Here is a 21,187-nt window from a genome sequence, read left to right on the forward strand (position 1 = left end):
CGAGCCGTGTCCGGTGCGTATCGGAACACGGCTCGCTCTTTGCTTTCAGTCGGTATCGACGGAATCGCATCGTGGATACGATGCGATGAGGCTTTGGCGCATCCACCTTGCAGTACCTCGGAGCGGGAGGCGGGGGCCATGCGAACGATGAGCCGGACCGGATTGGTGAGCGCCGGACTGGGGCTGGGCGCGGTCGGCGGTTTCGTCGGCAGTCTGCTCAGAGAACGGAGTGCTCTGACGGCCGCTCGCGATGCTGCGGGCGAAGGAAGTGAGGAACAGCCTTCATGGGGCGCCGGCTTGTACCGCTCACGCTGGACAACCTTCAGGACCTTCCCAAGCGCTGTCGTTCGTGCGTCTTCTGGGAGCTGGACCCCGTCAGCGGTGCGGCCGCGGTAAAGGCGGGGACATCCTCCCTGGAGAAGGAGTCCTGGATCTCCGCCGTCCTGCTGGACTGGGGGTCGTGCGGTCGGGTCGTCTACGTGGACGATGCTCCCGTGGGTTTCGTCCTGTACGCGCCGCCCGCCTATGTCCCCCGCTCGACGGCCTTTCCCACAAGTCCTGTGTCGCCGGATGCGGTGCAGTTGATGACCGCGTTCATCATGCCGGGCTACCAGGGCCAGGGACTTGGCCGCGTGATGGTCCAGACGGTTGCCAAGGATCTGCTGCGACGCGGCTTCAAGGCGATCGAGGCGTTCGGCGACGCTCGTTGGAAAGAGCCTGCCTGCATGCTCCCTGCCGATCACTTGCTGGCGGTGGGCTTCAAGACGGTGCGTCCCCATCCCGTCCATCCTCGACTGAGGCTGGAGCTGCGGACCACACTCTCCTGGAAAGAGGACGTGGAGATGGCGCTCGACCGGTTGCTGGGGGCGGTCCAGAAGGAGCCGGCGCTGCGCCCGCTGTAACGCGTTGTGTGGGGCACAGCGATGGGGCCGACCCTTGCGGGTCGGCCCCATCGTGTTTCACGTGAAACATCGGCCGTCGGCGGGACGGTTCAGTGCCTCACTCGGAGATGAAGGTCTCCAGGTCGCGGACGAGCGCGGCCTTGGGCTTGGCGCCGACGATGGTCTTCGCGACCTCGCCGCCCTGGTAGACATTCAGGGTCGGGATCGACATGACGCCGTACTTGGCGGCCGTGGTCGGGTTCTCGTCGATGTTGAGCTTGACGATCTCGATCTTGTCGCCGTGCTCGGCGGCGATGGCCTCAAGCGAGGGAGCGATCTGGCGGCACGGGCCGCACCACTCGGCCCAGAAGTCCACCAGGACGGGCTTGTCGCTCTTGAGGACGACCTCATCGAAGTCGGCGTCGGTCACATGCTTCAGGGTGCCGGCCACAGGGGGCTCCTTAATTCCTTGTGCGGTGGGGAGGGAGAGGGTCAGACAGCGGTCTTCTCGGGCTCGGCCTGCTCCTCGTCCGCGAGGGCGGCGAGGTAGCGCTCGGCGTCGAGGGCGGAGGAGCAGCCGGTGCCGGCCGCGGTGATCGCCTGGCGGTAAGTGTGGTCGACCACGTCACCCGCGGCGAAGACACCGGTCAGGTTCGTGCGGGTGGAGGGGGCGGCGACCTTGAGGTAGCCCTCCTCGTCGAGGTCGAGCTGGCCCTTGAAGAGCTCGGTACGCGGGTCGTGACCGATCGCGATGAACAGGCCGGTCACCGGCAGATCCGAGAGCTCGCCGGTCTTGAGGTTGCGCAGCTTCAGCCCGGCCAGCTTCTGGTCGCCCTGGACCTCGGCGACCTCGCTGTCCCAGACGAACTTGATCTTCGGGTCGGCGAAGGCGCGCTCCTGCATCGCCTTGGAGGCACGCAGGGTGTCACGCCGGTGGACGATCGTCACGGACTTGGCGAAGCGGGAGAGGAACGTGGCCTCCTCCATCGCGGTGTCCCCGCCGCCGATCACGGCGATGTCCTGCTCCTTGAAGAAGAAGCCGTCGCAGGTGGCGCACCAGGAGACGCCGCGGCCGGACAGGGCGTCCTCGTTCGGCAGGCCGAGCTTGCGGTGCTGGGAGCCGGTCGTCACGATGACGGCCTTCGCGCGGTGGACCGTGCCGGCGGTGTCCGTGACGGTCTTGATCTCACCCGTGAGGTCTACGGAGACGATGTCGTCGGGGATCAGTTCCGCGCCGAAGCGCTCGGCCTGGGCGCGCATGTTGTCCATGAGCTCGGGGCCCATGATGCCGTCCTGGAAGCCCGGGAAGTTCTCCACCTCGGTGGTGTTCATCAGGGCACCGCCCGCGGTGACGGCTCCTTCGAACACCAGCGGCTTCAGCGACGCGCGTGCGGTGTAGAGGGCCGCGGTGTAGCCGGCGGGCCCGGAGCCGATGATGATCACGTTACGGACGTCGCTCACGGCTTGTTTCCTCGTCTCTGGACTGCGTCGGTCGACCGGGGGAGCTTCTTGGACTCTCACCCCACCCAACGGATCCTAAGGGGCGCGCATTCCCGGTGTGTCCGGGCACACGGAGCGATGACACCGGAGGGGATGCCACGGGGAATACGAGCGCGGGAACGAGACGAGCCGTCGACCGTCAGTGACGCGTGTAGGAGTTCGTCAACAGAACCTTGGCAGGGCTCGACGACGGATGCTTCACACAGGTCTTGTCCATGATGTAGACCCGGACCCGGGTGCTGTCGGAGGTGTCGGACAGCACGACAAGCAGGGCGTCCGTCCCCTGGTACCTGCCATCCTCGACGGCGAGAGCCTCATCACTGCGTCCGATGCCCTGCTGGACGCACGGGGGCACAGCGGGGGGCTGCAGGAAAGTCCTGTTCTCCGGGCTGCCGGACTGACCCTCGGCCTTCATGCCCTCCGACGCACGGGAGCCGCCGGCCTTGGCCAGGAGATCGGTGACCTGTGACTCCAGCTTGCTCGCGGAAAACGTGTCCGGCCCGGTGGACTGATGGGCCGAACTGCCCGGCCCGGAGCCCGTGAGCGATGACACGAGGACGGAACCGAGCCCCAGTGCCGCGGCCGTGAAGACCGCGCCGAGGACGGCGACCTTGCGGCGTCCGGCCCGCTTGCGGTCCTTGCGGCCCGGGCCGGTGGTGGTGGTGCGGGCATGTCCCGCCGGTCGGCCCGTCGCCGTCGTTGTTTCACGTGAAACATGGAGTGCGTCCATGTCGGCGTCGGCCGCACCGGCGGAACTCTTCGGAGCATCCTCGTTCTCCGAGGGCGTGGCATTCAGCAGGGCCTCGGCGGCGAGCGCGGCATCGATGCGGTGGGCGACGTCGTCCGGCATTCGAGGCGGGCCGGGGAGAGCGCCCAGAAGACCGCGGATCTCCTCCAGCGAGGCGTGGACGTCCGCGCAGAGTTCGCAGGTGTCCAGATGCCGACGCACATCGGCGCTTCGGGAGGGAGCGAGCAGGCCCTCGGTGAGGTCGGAGATCTCCGCGACGTCCGGGTGCCCGGTCGTGTCCGTCGTCGATGTCACGCTCGCCCACCTCCGCCCTTCACAGCAGCTGAATCGCCTGTCCCGGCGTTGCCCGGCCCCTCGTCGCGAGGTTCCGCTGCCGGTGGGACGGATGTCCCCTGCGTGCGGTTCCGTCCTGCGCGGGTTTCTCTGTCGCCGCCGCCAGTGGCGTCCGGCCGTAGATGGGTGAGCAGCGGCAGGAGCCTGGCTCTGCCCCGGGCACAGCGGCTCTTCACCGTCCCGGAGGGTACGTCGAGCATGCGGGCGGCTTCGGCGACCGGGTAGCCCTGCATGTCGACGAGGACGAGGGCGGCCCGCTGGTCGGGCGGGAGGGTGCCCAGGGCTTCGAGGAGCTGGCGGTGCAGGTCATTGCGTTCGGCGGGGGCCGACGCCGCCTCGTGCGGCTCGAGCAACTGCTCCAGCCTCTCGGTGTCGTCGACCGGTGAGGTCTTGCGGGAAGCCGCTTTGCGGGCGCGGTCCAGACAAGCGTTCACCGTGATGCGGTGCAGCCAGGTCGTGACGGCGGACTGGCCGCGGAAGGTGTGGGCGGCCCGGTACGCGGACACCAGAGCGTCCTGGACGGCGTCAGCGGCCTCCTCGCGGTCTCCCAACGTGCGCAGTGCCACCGCCCAGAGCCGGTCACGGTGACGCCGCACGAGCTCGCCGAAGGCGTCGGGGTCGCCCTCGACGTGGCGAGTGAGGAGGTCCTGGTCGCTCACTCCGTCATATCCGGCGCCTTCCGCCATCGGACCTCCTCCCCCTCCGGTGAGACGTCAGCCCGTGAACTTCACGTCGGTGATGGCCTGCTTGTAGCCGGCGCGGCTGTACTCGTCCTGCCCTGAGCGCGGCGCGGCGGTGATCCATACGAGAACGTACCGCGTCTTCACGGGCGACTTGGCGGAGATCTTCAGTTCCTCTCCCGAGGTCCGAGCCGAAGCGATCTTCGTCATGGAGCTGAGGGGAGCCGACGACGAGAGCGAACCGGCCGCGTACAGGGTCGCCGCGGTGTAGCTGCCTCCATAGTGAAGCCCTATTGAGGCGGTCGAAACGCTGTGCTCCGAGCCCAGGTCGTAGACGATGCCCACGCCCTTCTTGAACGGCGCGAGCACGGGCCCGTCGTCGAACGAATATGTCCGCCAGTACGTGGAGCTGTCACCGTCGTAGGTGAGCTTCGCGTCGCCGGCGTGCTGGGGGTTGCCGTCCGGGTAGTACTCGGCGGCGTCATGGATCTTGAGCGCCTTGACCGGCTTGGGCGCTGTGCTGCCCTTGTCGCCGTCGTCCGTCGTCTGGGTCTGGTTCGTGTCGTCGGACCCGCCCTTCAGGGCGTCCGCGAGCTGCCAACTGCCCAGGCCGAGCGCGGCGATGAGGAGGGCGGAGACCGCCCACTTCAGGGCCTTGCCGGTGCGGCTCTGCAGCGTGGGCGGCGGGGCCGACAGGGGCTGGGCGACGCCCGGGTGCGCCGACGGGCGGCCGTATGTGCCCTGCTGGTACGTGGTGCGCTGGTACTCCGGCGGCGCCGCGAACGAAGGCTCCGGCGGGCGGATGCGGGGCATCTCGCCGATCGCCTTCACCAGCTCCTCCGGCGTGGTGCAGGCGGCCTCGTGCCGGGAGGCGGTCGCGCCGTCGTTGGCGAGGGCGCGCATGGCGAGCTCCGACAGGCCCCGGTGGATGCCCGCGCGCACCTGGTCGGGGGCGATCAGCCCGATGTCCTTGGGCAGCCCGGACAGGCCGTACGCGTCGTTCTCGTACGGCCAGCGCTGGGTGAGCGCCGCGTACAGCAGCGCGCCGATCGCCTCGGTGTCGGTGCGCTGGGGGGTGTCGGTGGTGATGCCGCGCAGGGCGGCGTTCACGGCGAGGCCGCGGATGCGCCACTGACCTGAGGAGGTGCGCAGTACGGCATTCGGGTTCAGACGCAGATGCGAGAGGCCCTCGCGGTGGGCGGCGGCCATGGCGGACGCGATCTGACTGACCATCTGGTAGGCGTCGTGCGGCTCCAACGGGCCGGCCGCGAGCAACGCCGTCAGCTCGGTGGCGTCGGGCAGCCATTCGTGGACGACGTAGACGAGGTCGTTCTCCTCGACGGCGTCCAGCACTTGGACGAAGCGGGGATCGCCGAGCAGGGCCGAGGAACGGGCCGCGGCCAGCACCGAACGGGCCCGTGCGTGGTCCGCGGGCAGGATATGGACGCCCACGGCACGACGGAGTTTCTCGTCGACCGCACGCCAACTGCTGAAACCGTCCAGACGGGTGACGCACTCCTCTAGGCGATAGCGTCTGGCGAGCTTGTGACCGCTGTGCAGCTCCGGCGGTGAGGCCTTCTTCCCGGGACGCTCCGCCCCGCCGCTCCCCTGTGCCTCGTCGCTGTCCGTGTCCTGCTCCCGGTTCTTGACCACCCCGTCGGCCGTGGACTGGTCCGCTTGTGCGGTCAGCGGCTCGTCACCGCTGTTGTCTGCCACGTCGACGGCAGCTGTGCTCCGTTCCGCCACCGTCGTTCCTGCCTCCCCATTCAATGCGCGCCGTCCGACCTCGTGCGCGCCGTCCGACGCCGAACCCAATTGTGCCCACAGTCCGCCGCTATGCACGACACGCGGCGGCGGACGATGGTTGTGCGCCTGCCTCCCGACTCAGCGACCCAGTCGTCCGCGGACCATGCCGACGAGCGAGTTGAGCTCCTCGATGCGCATGCGGCGGGCGGCGACGAAGAAGACGCCGAGCAGCAGGGCTCCACCGGCCATCAGCGCGGCGAAGGAACCGAGGACGCCCTGGCCCAGGCTGTGGCCGATGCCGTAGCAGGCGAGGCCGCTGACCACGGCGGCCGGTACGGAGGCGATGCACAGCCGGGCGTACGTGCGCAGCACGTGGGAGCCGTCGAGGTCGCCGCCGAGCCGCTTGCGCAGCCGGTTCCAGGCGACGCCGACGCCGATCGCGTACGCCAGGCCGTAGGAGGCCGCCATGCCGACCACGGCCCAACGGGCCGGAAGCACGAAGTAACAGACCGCCGAGGCGCTCGCGTTGACCGCGGCCACGATGACCGTGTTGTAGAAGGGCGTCCTGGTGTCCTCGTAGGCGTAGAAGGCGCGCAGGACGACGTACTGCACGGAGTAGGGGATCAGGCCGAGGCCGAAGGCCATCAGCATGAAGCCCATGTTCGTGGCCTCGCTGGTGCCGGAGGAGCCGAAGATCAGCGTGCACATCGGGATGCCGAGTGCGAGGAAGCCGAAGGCGATCGGCACGATCGCGACGGCGGTGGTGCGCAGTCCCTGGGAGATGTCGTCGCGGACCGCGCCGGCGTCGCCCTCGGCCGCCGAGCGGGAGATGCGGGGCAGCAGGGCGGCCATCAGCGAGACGGTGATGATGGCCTGCGGCAGGCCCCAGATCAGCTGGGCGTTGGCGTAGGCGGCGAAGCCGGTACCGTCGACCGGCGAGTCCTTGCCGGCCGACGTGGACAGCTGGGTGACGACGAGGGCGCCGGCCTGGTTGGCCAGGACGAACAGGACGGTCCACTTGGCGAGGGTCGCCGCCTTGCCGAGGCCGTGGCCCTTCCAGTCGAAGCGCAGCCGCAGCCGGAACCCGGTCTCGCGCAGGTAGGGGATCATCGCGAGGGCCTGGACGACCAGACCGAGCAGGACCCCGATGCCGAGGAGCCGCTCGCCCTCCGGCGGGATGGTCGTGACCTTCATGCCGGAGTCGGCGGCGGTGCCGTAGACCCAGATGAACATGCCCAGTGTCACGATGATGACGATGTTGTTCAGGACCGGCGTCCACATCATCGCGCCGAACTTGCCGCGCGCGTTGAGGATCTGGCCCATCACCACGTGGACGCCCATGAAGAAGATCGAGGGCAGGAAGTAGCGGACGAAGGTGATGCCGACCTCGTTGGCCGCCGGGTCGCTGGCGACCGAGTCGGACAGGAGGCGGATCAGCACCGGCGCCGCGGCGATCGCGGCGACCGTGAGCATGCCCAGCGCCACCATCACCAGCGTCAGCAGGCGGTTGGCGTACGCCTCGCCGCCGTCCTCGTCCTCCTTCATGGCCCGCACGAGCTGCGGTACGAAGACGGAGTTGAGGCCGCCGCCGACGGTCAGGATGTAGATCATCGTCGGCAGCTGATAGGCGACCTGGAAGGTGTCGCCCAGCAGACCGACGCCGAGCGCCGAGACGATCAGCGCGGAGCGGACGAAGCCGGTGAGGCGGGAGACCATGGTGCCCGCCGCCATGACGGCGCTGGACTTCAGCAGGCCCGAGGCACGTCCGCCCTTCTTCGCGGCGGGGGCGGCAGCCGGCGCGGGGTCCGCGGCCGGAGTGGCGGTGAGGTTCATGGTCTGGTCGGTCACGGGCGAGGGGGCCGCGGCCTGGTATTGCGGTGCCTGGTACTGGGGGGCCTGGTACTGCGGGGCCTGGTACTGCGGGGCGGCTGTGTGAGCGCCGGGAGCCTGTGCCGGGCCCGGCACCGCCGGGGGCTCCGTCGGGCCGCGGGAGCCGCTCTGCTGCTGGTCCCGGAAGAGATGGGCGAACGCGTCCGGCTGGTGCTGCTCCTCGCCGGAGTGCGTCACCAGGTCGTCCACGCCCACGAACTGCGTCGTGCGCGGGTCGTCGCCGTACGGCAGGTACTGAGTGGGACCCTCCGGCTCGGGCGCCGGGGTCTGCGCCCACACCTGCGGGTCGGGGGCGTACGGGGACTGCGGCGGCCGGCCGTACAGCGGCTGCTGCGGCTGGTACGTGCCCGGGGGCGGTGGGGGGTGCGCGGCGCGGTCGTAGAGCGCCTCGGCGACCGGATCCTGCGCGGTGAGGTCCTGGGCCCGGTAGGGGTCCTGGTCGTAGGCGTCCTGGAGATACATGTCCGCGGGGTGCTGCGGCGGCACCTGGCCGTGCTCGGGCGGCGGGCCCTCGGGGTGGCCCGAGCCGCCCGCGGCCTGGCCGCGGTCACCGTCGTACGGCGCGTTCATGGTTACCCCACCTCATCGTCCCCGGCCCACCGGCCACGACATCCTCAACGGTCCACTCTCTCACCCGTGGCGGACGGGTCGGCGTTTTCCGCTGCGGTGTCCGGTGTCTCGTCACTCGGCTGCTCCGGGTCGCCTGCCCCGGCTCGGGCGTCGGACTCTTCCTTGTTGCGGTTCCCGGGATGTTCGGGGGTCTCCGGGCCGTCGGCGGGCTCTTCCGCCTCGTCGGCGCCGTCCTCCGCTTCCCCGGCGGACTCGCCGTTTTCGTCGGCATCCTCGGCCTCCCGGGCCGCGGCACGCTTGCGCTGGGTGTACATACGGAACCCGGCCAGCACGAGCAGCAGGACGCCGCCGCCGATGACCAGCATCACGGTGGCCGTGATCTCGGTGACCTTCACGTCGAAGGTGACCGGGTCGCCGTACTCCTGGCCGTCCTCGGTGTACAGCTGGGCGATCACCGTCGTCTGGCCGTTGACGTTGGCGGACGTGGGGAACTTCACCGTCGTGGTGTGCCCGCCGGAGACCTCGATGGGCTGCTCCGCGTAGACGTCGCCGTCGATCTCCAGGCGGGTGTCGTTGGTCGAGGTGAGCCGCAGCACCAGATGGTCGACGCCCTGGACCAGATTGTTCTGCACGGTCACGGGGATGGTGGCGCTGCGGCCGGAGAGCTTGGTCTCCGACTTGTCGATCAGCTTGACCTGGCCGGTGAGACTGCCGAGATACGCCTGCACGTCCTGCCGGAACGTGCTGGTGGCTGTGGTCCGGCCGCGCCACGACGTGGACATCTCACGGTTTATGGCCCGCCCGAAGGGGGTCACGACCCGGGCCTCGTTGGTGAGGATCACCTTGAAGTTGTCGAGCTTGTCCTGCGTGTCCGCGATCTGCTCGAACGCCGACCGGGGCAGCTCCTGCTTGCGCAGCGAGAACGGGTACGCCGAACTCGACGGCACCTTTGTGGTGGCACTCGGGTCGGGCTTGGCCTTGGCGGTCGCCGCGAGCTGCTGTGGCTGCGACCATGTGGCGTCCTGGAGCAGGGTGACGGCCTGCGCCAGCGACCGGGCCTGGCTCGCGGTCGGCATGCGCTGCGGGGCGACGACGATGCTGCGCTGCTTGCCGGTCTGCAGGTTCAGCTCCAGGCTCTGCGCGAGGAACTCCTGCACGGCGAGCGTGGACGCAGAGGCCCGCACCAGATCGCCCTGGAACGCCGTCGACAGCCGCGCGTCCGCGACGACCGCCGTGGTGCCGCCGCCGATGGGCCGGGCCGCGGACGGGGTGTACGAGAGATCGCCGGTCTCCGCCAGGCTGTCGCTGCGCGCGATCACCTTGTCGGCGCCGGCGGAGGTGGCGACCTTGACGATCGACGGGTCGACGGCGCCGTCCACCGGCCAGGTGAAGTCGGTGCTCGGTGTCACATGGAGCACGGTCTCCACCGTGGTGGCGGCGACATCGGTGGCCGCCTTGAGCTGGCTGAGAGAGCCGGCGACGCCTGTGCCGTTGTGGGCGAGGGCGGCCAGGTCGGGATCGGCGAAGGGCAGCGCGACGACCTCCTTGCCGGTCACCGCGTCCTGCAGGTCGTCGAGCCACTGCTTGGCGACCGCCTGGTGGGTGCCCGCCGTGGTGGTGTCGCCGTCGCCACGGATCCGGTAGCTGCCGGTCATGGCGTCCACGGACGCCAGCAGGTCCGGGTCGATCACCCAGGTGACGTCGAGTTCCCTGCCCAGGCTCAGGAGCTGGTCGAGGCGGCCGCCGGGAGCGATCTCCGCGGCCAGGTCGTCGTTGAGGAAGACCGGCGTCTGCTGCGCGTTCGAACCGGTCTCCGCCGTCATGTGCACGGTGGACATCAGCGGCCACAGCACGGTCGTCCTGGTGCGGGTGTCCGCCTCGTCGGGCTGCCAGGGCAGGAAGGTCCGCTGGATGCCCAGCACCTTCTCCCAGGGCTGCGCGGACGTCTCGCCCGAGAGAGCGACACCGATCGGGTAGACGCCGTCGTCGCCGAGGTCGAGCTTGTCGACCGGGACAGCGATGCTGAAGTGCTGGGCCACGCCGGGCATGAGCTTGGCGAACTTGGCGACGTAATTGCCGCCCACTTCGGAGCCCTCGTTGCCGGTGAGGGCGTCCGCCTGCATGGCGACCCTGTCGATCGCCGAGCGGGTGGTGAGCGCGGAACCCACCTGCAGGCCCACATGGGCGTCGGTGACGGCCCGCTTGCCGTTGTTGGTGACCGTGCCGGAGACGGTCAGGGTGTCCCCGTCGGAGGGAGCGGCCGGGGTCAGTGAGTCGACGGATACGGCCACGGTGCCCGTGTCGGAGGCCTCCTTGGCGGAGGCCTGGCCGGCGGCCACCGCGGGGGCGGCGGGCAGCTGGAGGAGACCGGCCAGCAGAGGCGCGCCGGCGAGCAGTGCGCCGGTGCGCCGCAGCCACCGGCGGGCAGGTGAGGGACTCATCCCCGGGAAGTCTGCCGCCTCGGCCACGCGTTCGCCCGTCCCTCGTCGTCGTCAGTGGTCGTCGGATGTGCGTCCACGCATGGTAACGATGCGCGCTGAGGGGAAGTGCCGCGGTCTGCTCCACAAGATCGTGAAAGGCCGACGGGTCGTCCGCTATGTATGTGTATGAAGAGAAGAGCCGGTGGAGGCGGTAAGAGACAGCCTTGCACTCCTATCGGCGGAGATGTCCGTTCGCCCTGAATTGGGGCGCCCTCGGTTCGCCGGGCCACGTACCCTCTTCTGTTGTGCCGAACGCCAACGAAGACAATCTCAGCGTCCTGAGCCAGGTGCAGCACCGTGCGGTGAGTGAACTGCTACGGGTCGCCCCTGTCGCCGACGACCTCGCCCGCCGTTTCCAGGAGGCCGGGTTCTCTCTCGCCCTGGTCGGCGGCTCGGTCCGGGACGCGCTGCTCGGCCGACTCGGCAACGACCTGGACTTCACCACCGACGCCCGGCCCGAGGACGTCTTGAAGATCGTGCGGCCGTGGGCGGACGCGGTGTGGGAGGTCGGGATCGCCTTCGGCACCGTCGGCGTCCAGAAGGACGCCCGTGTCGGAGACGTCGATCGAAGTTTTCAGATCGAGGTGACGACGTATCGCTCCGAGGCCTACGACCGCACCTCGCGCAAGCCCGAGGTGTCGTACGGCGACTCCATCGAGCAGGACCTCGTCCGGCGTGACTTCACCGTGAACGCCATGGCCGTGGCGCTTCCCGAGAAGGAGTTCATCGACCCGCACGGTGGCCTGGAGGACCTCGCGGGCCGGGTGCTGCGCACCCCGGGTACGCCCGAGGAGTCCTTCTCGGACGACCCGCTGCGCATGATGCGGGCGGCGCGCTTCGCCGCCCAGCTCGACTTCGAGGTCGCCCCCGAGGTCGTCACGGCGATGGGCGAGATGGCCGGCCGAATCGAGATCGTCTCGGCCGAGCGGGTCCGGGACGAGTTGAACAAGCTGATCCTGTCCGCGCGTCCGCGCAAGGGCCTGTCGCTCCTGGTCGACACCGGCATCGCCGACCATGTGCTGCCGGAGCTGCCCGCGCTGCGGCTGGAGAGCGACGAGCACCACCGGCACAAGGACGTCTACGAGCACACGCTGATCGTCCTGGAGCAGGCCATCGAGCTGGAGGAGAGCGGTCCCGACCTCACCCTGCGGCTCGCCGCACTGCTGCACGACATCGGCAAGCCGCGCACCCGTCGCTTCGAGAAGGACGGCCGGGTCTCGTTCCACCACCACGAGGTGGTCGGAGCGAAGATGACGAAGAAGCGGATGACGGCTCTGAAGTACTCCAACGAACTGGTGAAGGACGTTTCCCGCCTGGTCGAGCTCCACCTGCGCTTCCACGGGTACGGCACGGGCGAGTGGACGGACTCCGCCGTGCGTCGTTATGTACGTGACGGGGGCCCGCTCCTCGAACGCCTCCACAAGCTGACCCGCTCGGACTGCACGACGCGCAACAAGCGCAAGGCGGTCGCACTCTCGCGGGCGTACGACGGGCTGGAGGAGCGCATCAGCCAGCTGAAGGAGCAGGAGGAGCTGGACGCGATCCGTCCCGACCTCGACGGCAACCAGATCATGGAGATCCTGGGCATCGGTCCCGGGCCTGCCATCGGCAAGGCGTACAAGCACCTGCTGGAACTGCGCCTGGAGAACGGTCCGATGGAGTACGACGCGGCTGTGGAGGCCCTCAAGGAGTGGTGGGCCCAGCAGGACTGAGGCCGTGAAACCAGTCATGTTTCACGTGAAACATGACCCGGGCGGCACGGCAGGCGGACAGGCGAAGGGGCGGTGTTTCACGTGAAACACCGCCCCTCTCCACAGCTGCCTTACTTCTTCGCGTAGTCCTTCAGACAGAGCAGGAAGTTACTGCCGTCACCGCTCTCGGTGTACGAGTACTGGAAGTCCTTGGCCTTCTCCTGGCACTTGCTGTCGGCCGTGACGTCGGTGTACGTGCCCTCGACCTTCGCCAGCACGATGTACTGCGCCTGTGAGGAGTCGCACTTGACGACCTCGAGGTCGGGGTTGTCGTCGTTGCTGCTGCCCCGGTGCATGCAGTCGCCGACCGCCGCCGTGTTGGCGTCGTCCTGGCTGGATATGTAGCCGCCGATGGCCACACCGGCGACGGCGAGAACGATGACGACGTTCTTGATCAGCTTGAAGCTGACCTTGCGGCGGGGCTGCTCCGGCGGAACCGCGCCGTAGGGGGCGGTGGGGTAGCCGGGCTGGCCGGGCTGCTGGGGGTAACCGCCCTGCGGCGGGTACGGGGCCTGGCCCTGGGGCTGGCCGTAGGGCTGCTGGCCCTGCTGCGCGAACGGGTTCTGGCCCTGGGGCGGCGGAGTCGACACTTGGGGGTCCCCCTAGAAAACGTGGACGTGTGGCGCGAAATCAGCGCGCGAGGTAAGACGCACGTAAGTTACCGGGACCCACTGACAACCTTGTAACCGAGTGGGAGTCTGTGTCATTGATGTGACACTTACTGGCGTTCAAAGCGGGCCATAGCACCAGCAATTGCTCCGTAGATAACGGCGACCGTGATCACCAGCGCTGCTGAACGGCCATCAGGCGGCAGCATCAGGGCGGCGACCCCGGCGGCGCCGACGAAGGCGACGTTGAACAGGACGTCGTAGAGGGAGAAGATTCGGCCGCGGAAGCCATCCTGCACGGAGGACTGGACGATGGTGTCGGTGGCGATCTTCGCTCCCTGGGTGACCAGCCCCAGCACGAACGCCGCGATGAAGGTGGTGACTTGGGTGAACGGCAGCATCAGGGCGAGCTCCAGGACCGCGGCGGCCGCCGAGCAGACGACGATCCAGCGCAGCGGGCCCAGTCGTCCCGCCGCCGGCGGGGTCACCACCGCAGCGACGAAGAAGCCGACACCGGAGATGCCCACTGCCAGCCCCAGGAGGGCCAGCCCCTTGTCCGGGTCGGACGACCACGCGTACCGGCACAGCATCAGCACCATGACGGTCAGGGCGCCGTAGCAGAACCGCATCAGGGTGATCGAGCCGAGTGCCCAGGCCGCCTCCCTGCGCTTCGGCTCGGTCAGGTGGCGTACGCCGGCCGAAAGGCCGCGGGCGGTGCCCCTGAGCGCGGTCGCCAGCCGGGGCTGGACCAGGTCACGGTCGGGCCCGAGCAGATCCGCGGTCATGGTCAGGGACGCCAGCGCAGAGCACAGGTACAGCACGCAGCCCAGCAGTACCACCGCGGCGTCGGAGTCCGCGATGACCAGTCGGACGACGAAGGCGAGGCCGCCGCCTGCGATCGCGGCGAGCGTGCCGGCCGTCGGGGAGAGGGAGTTGGCCAGCACCAGGCGCTCGCCGTCGACCACGCGCGGCAGAGCCGCCGACAGACCGGCGAGGACGAAGCGGTTGACCGCGGTGACGCACAGCGCGGAGGCGTAGAAGAGCCAGTCCGGCACGTGGGTGATCATCAGGACGGCCGTCGCGGACGCCAGCAGGGCGCGTAACAGGTTGCCGTAGAGGAAGACCTGTCGGCGGCGCCAGCGGTCCAGCAGGACGCCGGCGAAGGGGCCGACCAGCGAGTACGGCAGGAGCAGGACCGCCATGGCGGAAGCGATCGCGGCGGCCGAGGTCTGTTTCTCGGGGGAGAAGACGACGTAGGTGGCGAGCGCGACCTGATAGACGCCGTCCGCGCACTGGGACAGCAACCGCACGGCGAGCAGACGCCGGAAGTTTCCGAGGCGCAGCAGGACGCGCAGATCACGGACGACGGCCATGGGGCACAGCCTCACACACGGGGAGGGTCCCCGGGTCGTGCGACCCGGGGACCCTTCTCAGCCCTGGCAGGAGCGAATTTTCCGGTCCGGGTCGAGCTAGTGCTCGACCTCGCCGCGGATGAACTTCTCGACGTTGTCGTAGGCCTCGTCGTCGAAGTACTGGACCGGCGGGGACTTCATGAAGTAGCTCGACGCCGACAGGATCGGGCCGCCGATGCCGCGGTCCTTGGCGATCTTCGCGGCGCGCAGGGCGTCGATGATGACGCCGGCCGAGTTCGGGGAGTCCCAGACCTCGAGCTTGTACTCCAGGTTCAGCGGGACATCGCCGAAGGCGCGGCCCTCGAGGCGGACGTACGCCCACTTGCGGTCGTCCAGCCAGGCCACGTAGTCCGACGGGCCGATGTGGACGTTCTTCGCGCCCATGTCGCGGTCGGGGATCTGCGAGGTGACGGCCTGCGTCTTCGAGATCTTCTTGGACTCGAGGCGGTCGCGCTCCAGCATGTTCTTGAAGTCCATGTTGCCGCCGACGTTGAGCTGCATGGTGCGCTCGAGACGGACACCGCGGTCCTCGAACAGCTTCGCCATCACACGGTGCGTGATGGTGGCGCCGACCTGCGACTTGATGTCGTCGCCGACGATCGGGACGCCCGCCTCGGTGAACTTGTCCGCCCACTCCTTGGTGCCGGCGATGAAGACCGGAAGGGCGTTGACGAACGCGACCTTGGCGTCGATGGCGGCCTGGGCGTAGAACTTCGCCGCGTCCTCCGAGCCGACGGGCAGGTAGCAGACGAGGACGTCGACCTGCTTGTCCTTGAGGACCTTCACCACGTCGACCGGGGTCTCCGCGGACTCCTCGATGGTCTCGCGGTAGTACTTGCCGAGACCGTCGAGGGTGTGACCGCGCTGGACCGTGACGCCCTTGTTCGGGACGTCGCAGATCTTGATGGTGTTGTTCTCGCTGGCACCGATGGCGTCCGAGAGGTCGAGGCCGACCTTCTTCGCGTCGACGTCGAAGGCGGCGACGAACTCGACGTCACCGACGTGGTAGTCCCCGAACTGCACGTGCATCAGGCCCGGGACCTTGGACGCCGGGTCGGCGTCCTTGTAGTACTCGACGCCCTGCACCAGCGACGCCGCGCAGTTGCCCACGCCGACGATGGCTACGCGAACCGAACCCATTCCGGTTGCTCCCTGTGTGTACGAGTGAGGCCCTGAGTGGGCGCTCACGTGGCGGTTTCGTCGGGCGTATCCGCCTCGGGGGTGTCCCCGGGACGGGGCAGGCCGCCCGACGATCCAGATGTGGTGTTCTGCTGAGCGGACTCCCCGGAGGCGGAACCCTTCAGGTCCCGTCCGGCCCGCTCGCTCTCGATGAGCTCGTTCAGCCAGCGCACTTCGCGCTCCACGGACTCCATCCCGTGGCGCTGGAGCTCGAGCGTGTAGTCGTCGAGGCGCTCTCGCGTGCGTGCCAGGGAGGCGCGCATCTTCTCCAGGCGCTCCTCCAGCCGGCTGCGCCGGCCTTCCAGTACGCGCATGCGAACATCGCGTGACGTCTGCCCGAAGAAGGCGAAACGGGCGGCGAAGTGTTCGTCCTCGTACGCGTCGGGGCCTGTCTGCGAGAGCAGGTCCTCGAAGTGCTCCTTACCCTCCGCCGTCAATCTGTAGACGATCTTGGCGCGACGCCCCGCGAGTGGAGCGGCGAGGGCGTCCTCAGAGGTGTTTCCCGGCTCTTCGATCAACCAGCCGTTGGCGACCAGCGTCTTGAGGCAGGGATAGAGCGTGCCGTAGCTGAACGCACGGAACACGCCCAGTGACGTATTGAGTCGTTTACGCAGCTCATAGCCGTGCATCGGGGACTCGCGAAGAAGGCCCAGGACGGCGAACTCAAGGATCCCGGCACGCCGGCTCATGTTCGCTCCTCTCGTCCTTATGTCGCTCCGATGTATCGACTCGATACATCACGACGATAGAACGGCCTTCCGGATGCGACAAGAGGGGGGATGGTGAACGGGATCACATCACTGATTCGTTGCAGGTGACTTGCCCGATTTGGGGTGAACTTCGGGCCTAGGCAGGTTTTGGCGGTGCGTAGTCTGTGCGCCATGCACACCACCGGGACCCATGAGACGCCGGGGGGCGTCGAGGTCCTCGGTGCAGTACGGGTGAATGCGCGACCGACCGCATCCGTACATCGGGGGGACAGGAAACCAGCCGCCCTTTCCAGGCGCGCACGGATGCGCCTGCCCGAGGAGTAATCGTTCGATGAGCGAGCACCGTCGCAAACCGCCGCAGCCGCAGGAAGGCGGACGTGCCGCGGCCCGACGCGGCCAGTCCGGTCCGTCCTCCGGCCGCCGCGCGGCACCGCGAGGCGCCACCGGATCTCCTTCCGACTACGGGTTGGGTACCGGGTCCGCAGGCGAGGAACTGCCGAACGGCAACCGCACCGAAGCCCGGCGCGCGTCCCAGAGAAACTCGGGCGGGCGGCGCAGAGCGGCCGAACCCGCAGGGGGCCGCCGTGGCGCCCCGACCGGCCCCGGACGGGGCCGAGGGCGCACAGCCTCCGACCGTAAACGCCTGATCGACTATCCGCGCGCCGACAAGTACGGCTGGCAGCGCTGGATGCCGTCCTGGAAGCTTGTCGCGGGCCTGTTCGTCGGCTTCGTCGGCAGCCTGGTGGCGGTGGCGGGCATCGGATACGCCATGGTGGGCATCCCGGACATCGCCAAGACGGCGACTGCGCAGAACAACGTCTACTACTGGAAGGACGGCAGCCAGATGGTTGCCACCGGTGGTGAGACGAACCGTCAGAACATCGACCTCTCGCAGATCCCGGAGGAGATGCGCTGGGCGGTGATCTCGCAGGAGAACAAGACCTTCTACGACGACAGCGGCATCGACCCCAAGGGCATCGCCCGCGCCGTGTTCAACATGGCCCGGGGCGGACAGACGCAGGGTGGTTCGACGATCACCCAGCAGTACGTCAAGAACGCCATGCTGAACGACCAGTCGCAGACGATCTCCCGGAAGTTCAAGGAGATCTTCGTGTCCATCAAGGTGGGCGCGGAGGTCGACAAGGACGAGATCATGGCCGGCTATCTGAACTCCGCGTACTACGGGCGCAACGCCTACGGAATCCAGGCCGCCGCCCGCGCCTACTTCAACAAGGACGCGATCAAGCTCAACCCTGGCGAGTGCGCCTTCCTGGCCGCCATGCTGAAGGGCGCCACGTACTACGACCCCGCCGGCGCGACCTCCGTCGACCCGACGGGCGCCACGCCCGCGGCCAACAGCAAGCGGGCCCTGCGGCAGATGCAGGACACCCTGAACAAGATGGTCGAGTACGGTCACCTCAACGCTTCGAAGCGGGCCCAGTACACGACGCTCCCCAAGTGGCAGAACCCCCGGTCGAACACCGACCTGAAGGGGCAGATCGGCTACCTCGTCGACCTCGCCAACGGCTACCTGGTCACCAACAGCAAGACGACGGGGATTACCCAGGACCTGCTGCAGCAGGGCGGTTACTCGATCTACACGACCTTCGACAAGAACAAGGTCAAGGAGCTCGAGGAGTCGGTCACCAAGGTCCAGAAGGCCAACATCAAGCCGGAGAAACGGCCGGAGGACACACACGTCCAGTTCGGCGGGGCGTCCGTCGAACCGGACACCGGCGCCATCCGTGCCATCTACGGCGGCGAGGACGCCACCAAGCACTTCACCGACAACGCCGACCAGACGGGTGCCCAGGTCGGTTCGACGTTCAAGCCGTTCGTGCTGGCGGCCGCGATGACCTGGGGTGTGCGCGATCCGGACCTGGGGTCCTCGCAGGCGCAGGACGAACGCACCATCGTCTCGCCCAAGAGCCTGTTCAGCGGAAAGAACAAGCTCAAGATCGAGAACTATGACCGCACGGTCTGGAAGAACGAGAAGGGCGAGGAGTGGCTGCAGACCAATGACGGCAACGTCTCCGTCGGCAATCCGCCCGACTACAAGATCGACCTGCGGGAGGCGATGCGCGAGTCGGTGAACTCCGCTTTCGTGCAGCTCGGCATGGATGTCGGTCTGGACAAGGTGAAGGAAGCCGCCGTCAGCGCGGGCCTGAAGAACTCCAGCCTCACCAACAGCGGCTTCCCGTCGTTCTCGATCGGCATCTCCGACCCGAGCGCGATCCGGATGGCGGGGGCGTACGCCACCTTCGCCGCCAGCGGCAAGCAGCGTGATCCGTACTCGGTGGAGAAGGTCACGAGCGAGAAGGGCCAGATCTTCACGCACGAGAACCAGACGAAGCAGGCCTTCACCTCGAAGGTCGCCGACAACGTCACCGATGTCCTGAAGACCGTGGTCGAGGACGGCACCGGTACCAACGCCCAGCTGCCCGGCCGTCAGGTCGCGGGCAAGACCGGTACCACCGACGGCAACAAGTCGGCCTGGTTCGTGGGCTACACCCCGCAGCTGTCGACCGCGGTGACCATGTTCCGCTATGACGACGACGAGTCGAAAAAGAACCGTACGTTCTTGGAGATGTTTGGTACGGGTGGCCAGAAGAAGATCCACGGAGCCTCGTTCCCGGCGCAGATCTGGCACGACTACATGGCCGAGGCGCTGAAGGGCACAGAGCCGAAGGACTTCCCCGAGCCCGAGCCGATCGGCGAGGTCGTCAACGCGGAGCCGTCCCCCACCCCGACTCCTTCGGCCACCGAGACCCAGGACGAGAAGCCGTCGCCTTCCCCGTCTCCGAGTGTGACGCAGGTGGAGCCGTCGCCCTCGGCTACCCAGACGTGCTCCGGCTTCTTCTGTGACGGCAACGGTGGAACGACCAACGGAAACGACAACGGCGGAACAGGAAACGTCACCCCGACGCCGACCGTCACGGACACGAGCGGCAACAGCAGAGGCAACGGCAACGGCGGCATCTTCGGAGGCTCAAACGGTTAGCCGCGCTGTGCCCAGCTTGGGTGTTTCACGTGAAACGTGCGCATGTTTCACGTGAAACGAGGGCCGCTCCACCGGACCAGGTGGAGCGGCCCTCGGCCTTTTCCTAGGTCGGTACGGCAGGATGTCGCCCATGCCCAGTGCAGAATCGACGCCGACGCCCGTGCACGAGCCGGATCCGGTGAGGCCGACCAGTGACGACCCGGTGGCCGCGGCCGGCAGTGAGCTCATCGGCGGTCCTCTCGGCCGACGGGCCCTGCTGGGGACGTCCTGGTGGACTCCCGTGCGGATCGTCGCGCTCGTGGCGATCGGGATGTTCGCCCTAGGACTGATCCAGAAGGCGCCGTGCTACGACGGAGGCTGGTTCTTCGGTGCCACCTCCCAGTACACCCACGCCTGCTACTCGGACATCCCGCATCTCTACCAGGGGCGCGGTTTCGCCGACGGGCTCGTGCCGTACTTCGACAAGCTCCCCGGCGACATGGACTACCTCGAGTACCCGGTGCTGACCGGTGTGTTCATGGAGGTGGCCGCCTGGCTCACGCCCGGCAGCGGCAGCATCCAACACCAGGAACAGTGGTACTGGATGGTCAACGCCGGGATGCTGATGGCGTGCGCGGCCGTCATCGCCGTCTGTGTGGCCCGGACGCACGCGCGGCGCCCCTGGGACGGCCTGCTCGTCGCCCTGGCACCCGCTTTCGCCCTGACCGCGACCATCAACTGGGACCTGCTGGCGGTCGCTCTGACGGCCGCCGCGATGCTCATGTGGTCGCGGGGCCGGTCCCTGGCCTTCGGCGTCCTGCTGGGGCTCGCCACGGCCGCCAAGCTCTATCCCGTCTTCCTGCTCGGCCCCCTGTTCGTGCTGTGCTGGCGCGCGGGGAAATGGCGGGACTTCGGCAAGGCGTTCGGCGGTGCGGCCGTCGCCTGGGTGGTGGTGAACCTGCCGGTGATGCTCTTCGCCTTCGAGGGGTGGTCGAAGTTCTACCGGTTCAGTCAGGAGCGGGGCGTCGACTTCGGTTCCTTCTGGCTGATCCTTGCCCAGAACTCCAGCGATCCCCTCACCACGGACAGCGTCAACACCCTCGCCACGTTGCTCGTCGCGCTCTGCGCCGTCGGTATCGCGGTGCTGGCCCTGACCGCGCCCCGCCGGCCCCGCTTCGCCCAGCTGGCCTTCCTGATCGTGGCGGCCTTCATCCTCACCAACAAGGTCTATTCACCGCAGTACGTCCTGTGGTTGGTGCCGCTGGCGGTGCTGGCCCGGCCGAAGTGGCGGGACTTCCTGATCTGGCAGGCCTGCGAGGTCGCCTACTTCCTGGGCATCTGGATGTACCTCGCGTACACGATGAGCGGAGACGCCCACAAGGGCCTGCCGACCGACGGCTACCACTGGGCCATCGGCGTGCACCTGCTGGGCACGCTCTACCTGTGCGGGGTGGTCGTGCGCGACATCCTGATGCCGGAGAGGGATGTGGTGCGACAGGCAGGAGACGACGATCCCTCGGGCGGCGTGCTCGACGGGGCGCAGGACGTCTTCGTCCTCGGCGCCGCGGCCCACCCGCCGCGGCACGCCTCCCACCTCGACGGACCGCTGGTGGAATGGGGCAGGCAGGACGCCACCGAAGGTTCGCCCTGAGCGAACACCGGGCTGCGGGGGCCATACGTCACAGGGAAGGGCCGTGCACGGAGTCTCCGTACACGGCC

The 21,187-nt window shown here is 68.4% G+C and carries 15 protein-coding genes; 4 read left to right on the forward strand and 11 right to left on the reverse strand.

The genetic code is table 11. The features are described 5' to 3' along the window. Positions 1–284 precede the first annotated feature (284 nt). Positions 285–902, forward strand: a complete 618-nt coding sequence (locus ACIBTS_RS31405) for a GNAT family N-acetyltransferase (protein WP_079661174.1) — start codon at positions 285–287, stop codon at positions 900–902. Between the two features lie 97 nt (positions 903–999). On the opposite strand, the gene trxA is transcribed toward ACIBTS_RS31405, so the two are convergent. From trxA to ACIBTS_RS31440, 7 genes are all read right to left on the reverse strand, one after another. Continuing rightward, positions 1,000–1,332: a thioredoxin gene (gene trxA, locus ACIBTS_RS31410; RefSeq protein ID WP_079661175.1), complete on the reverse strand. Its 333-nt coding sequence runs from the start codon at positions 1,330–1,332 to the stop codon at positions 1,000–1,002. A gap of 41 nt (positions 1,333–1,373) precedes the next feature. Continuing rightward, positions 1,374–2,342, reverse strand: a complete 969-nt coding sequence (trxB, locus tag ACIBTS_RS31415) for a thioredoxin-disulfide reductase (protein WP_079661176.1) — start codon at positions 2,340–2,342, stop codon at positions 1,374–1,376. A 178-nt stretch (positions 2,343–2,520) separates the two neighbouring features. Beyond that, the gene (locus ACIBTS_RS31420; protein ID WP_399323820.1) at positions 2,521–3,423 is read right to left on the reverse strand and encodes an anti-sigma factor family protein; all 903 of its coding nucleotides are present in this window, start codon (positions 3,421–3,423) and stop codon (positions 2,521–2,523) included. Next, a complete protein-coding gene (gene sigM, locus ACIBTS_RS31425) occupies positions 3,420–4,148 on the reverse strand; it encodes an RNA polymerase sigma factor SigM (RefSeq protein WP_399323821.1) in 729 nt (242 codons plus the stop codon). The genes ACIBTS_RS31420 and sigM overlap by 4 nt, the downstream gene beginning before the upstream one ends. 27 nt (positions 4,149–4,175) lie before the next feature. Further along, entirely contained in the window at positions 4,176–5,888 is a 1,713-nt protein-coding gene (locus ACIBTS_RS31430) for a protein kinase family protein (RefSeq protein WP_399323822.1), read from the reverse strand. A gap of 138 nt (positions 5,889–6,026) precedes the next feature. Beyond that, positions 6,027–8,348, reverse strand: a complete 2,322-nt coding sequence (murJ, locus tag ACIBTS_RS31435) for a murein biosynthesis integral membrane protein MurJ (RefSeq protein WP_399323824.1) — start codon at positions 8,346–8,348, stop codon at positions 6,027–6,029. Positions 8,349–8,392: 44 nt separating this feature from the next. Continuing rightward, entirely contained in the window at positions 8,393–10,816 is a 2,424-nt protein-coding gene (locus tag ACIBTS_RS31440; protein ID WP_399323826.1) for a DUF6049 family protein, read from the reverse strand. A gap of 257 nt (positions 10,817–11,073) precedes the next feature. Between ACIBTS_RS31440 and ACIBTS_RS31445 the strand changes: the two genes are divergently transcribed. Continuing rightward, on the forward strand, positions 11,074–12,540 hold the full coding sequence (locus ACIBTS_RS31445) for a CCA tRNA nucleotidyltransferase (RefSeq protein ID WP_399323828.1): 1,467 nt from the start codon (positions 11,074–11,076) through the stop codon (positions 12,538–12,540). Positions 12,541–12,650: 110 nt separating this feature from the next. Here ACIBTS_RS31445 and ACIBTS_RS31450 read toward each other — a convergent pair whose 3' ends face one another. From ACIBTS_RS31450 to ACIBTS_RS31465, 4 genes are all read right to left on the reverse strand, one after another. Then, complete coding sequence (locus ACIBTS_RS31450) at positions 12,651–13,169, reverse strand: hypothetical protein (protein WP_319670896.1); 519 nt, start codon at positions 13,167–13,169, stop codon at positions 12,651–12,653. 128 nt (positions 13,170–13,297) lie between these two features. Further along, positions 13,298–14,560: an MFS transporter gene (locus ACIBTS_RS31455; RefSeq protein WP_399323830.1), complete on the reverse strand. Its 1,263-nt coding sequence runs from the start codon at positions 14,558–14,560 to the stop codon at positions 13,298–13,300. A gap of 96 nt (positions 14,561–14,656) precedes the next feature. Then, positions 14,657–15,739, reverse strand: a complete 1,083-nt coding sequence (locus ACIBTS_RS31460; RefSeq protein WP_399323832.1) for an inositol-3-phosphate synthase — start codon at positions 15,737–15,739, stop codon at positions 14,657–14,659. 44 nt (positions 15,740–15,783) lie between these two features. Then, positions 15,784–16,467 carry a PadR family transcriptional regulator gene (locus ACIBTS_RS31465; protein ID WP_079661186.1) on the reverse strand — a complete coding sequence of 228 codons (684 nt, stop codon included), beginning with the start codon at positions 16,465–16,467 and terminating at the stop codon, positions 15,784–15,786. A 352-nt stretch (positions 16,468–16,819) separates the two neighbouring features. Here ACIBTS_RS31465 and ACIBTS_RS31470 point away from each other — a divergent pair, with 352 nt between their 5' ends. Both ACIBTS_RS31470 and ACIBTS_RS31475 read left to right on the forward strand, forming a co-directional pair. Further along, positions 16,820–19,489, forward strand: a complete 2,670-nt coding sequence (locus ACIBTS_RS31470) for a transglycosylase domain-containing protein (protein ID WP_399323833.1) — start codon at positions 16,820–16,822, stop codon at positions 19,487–19,489. Positions 19,490–19,619: 130 nt separating this feature from the next. After that, complete coding sequence (locus ACIBTS_RS31475; RefSeq protein WP_399323835.1) at positions 19,620–21,119, forward strand: glycosyltransferase family 87 protein; 1,500 nt, start codon at positions 19,620–19,622, stop codon at positions 21,117–21,119. The last annotated feature ends 68 nt before the right edge of the window (positions 21,120–21,187 follow it).

It is taken from the genome of Streptomyces sp. NPDC050121 (assembly GCF_044460385.1).
Lineage (GTDB): Bacteria > Actinomycetota > Actinomycetes > Streptomycetales > Streptomycetaceae > Streptomyces > Streptomyces soliscabiei.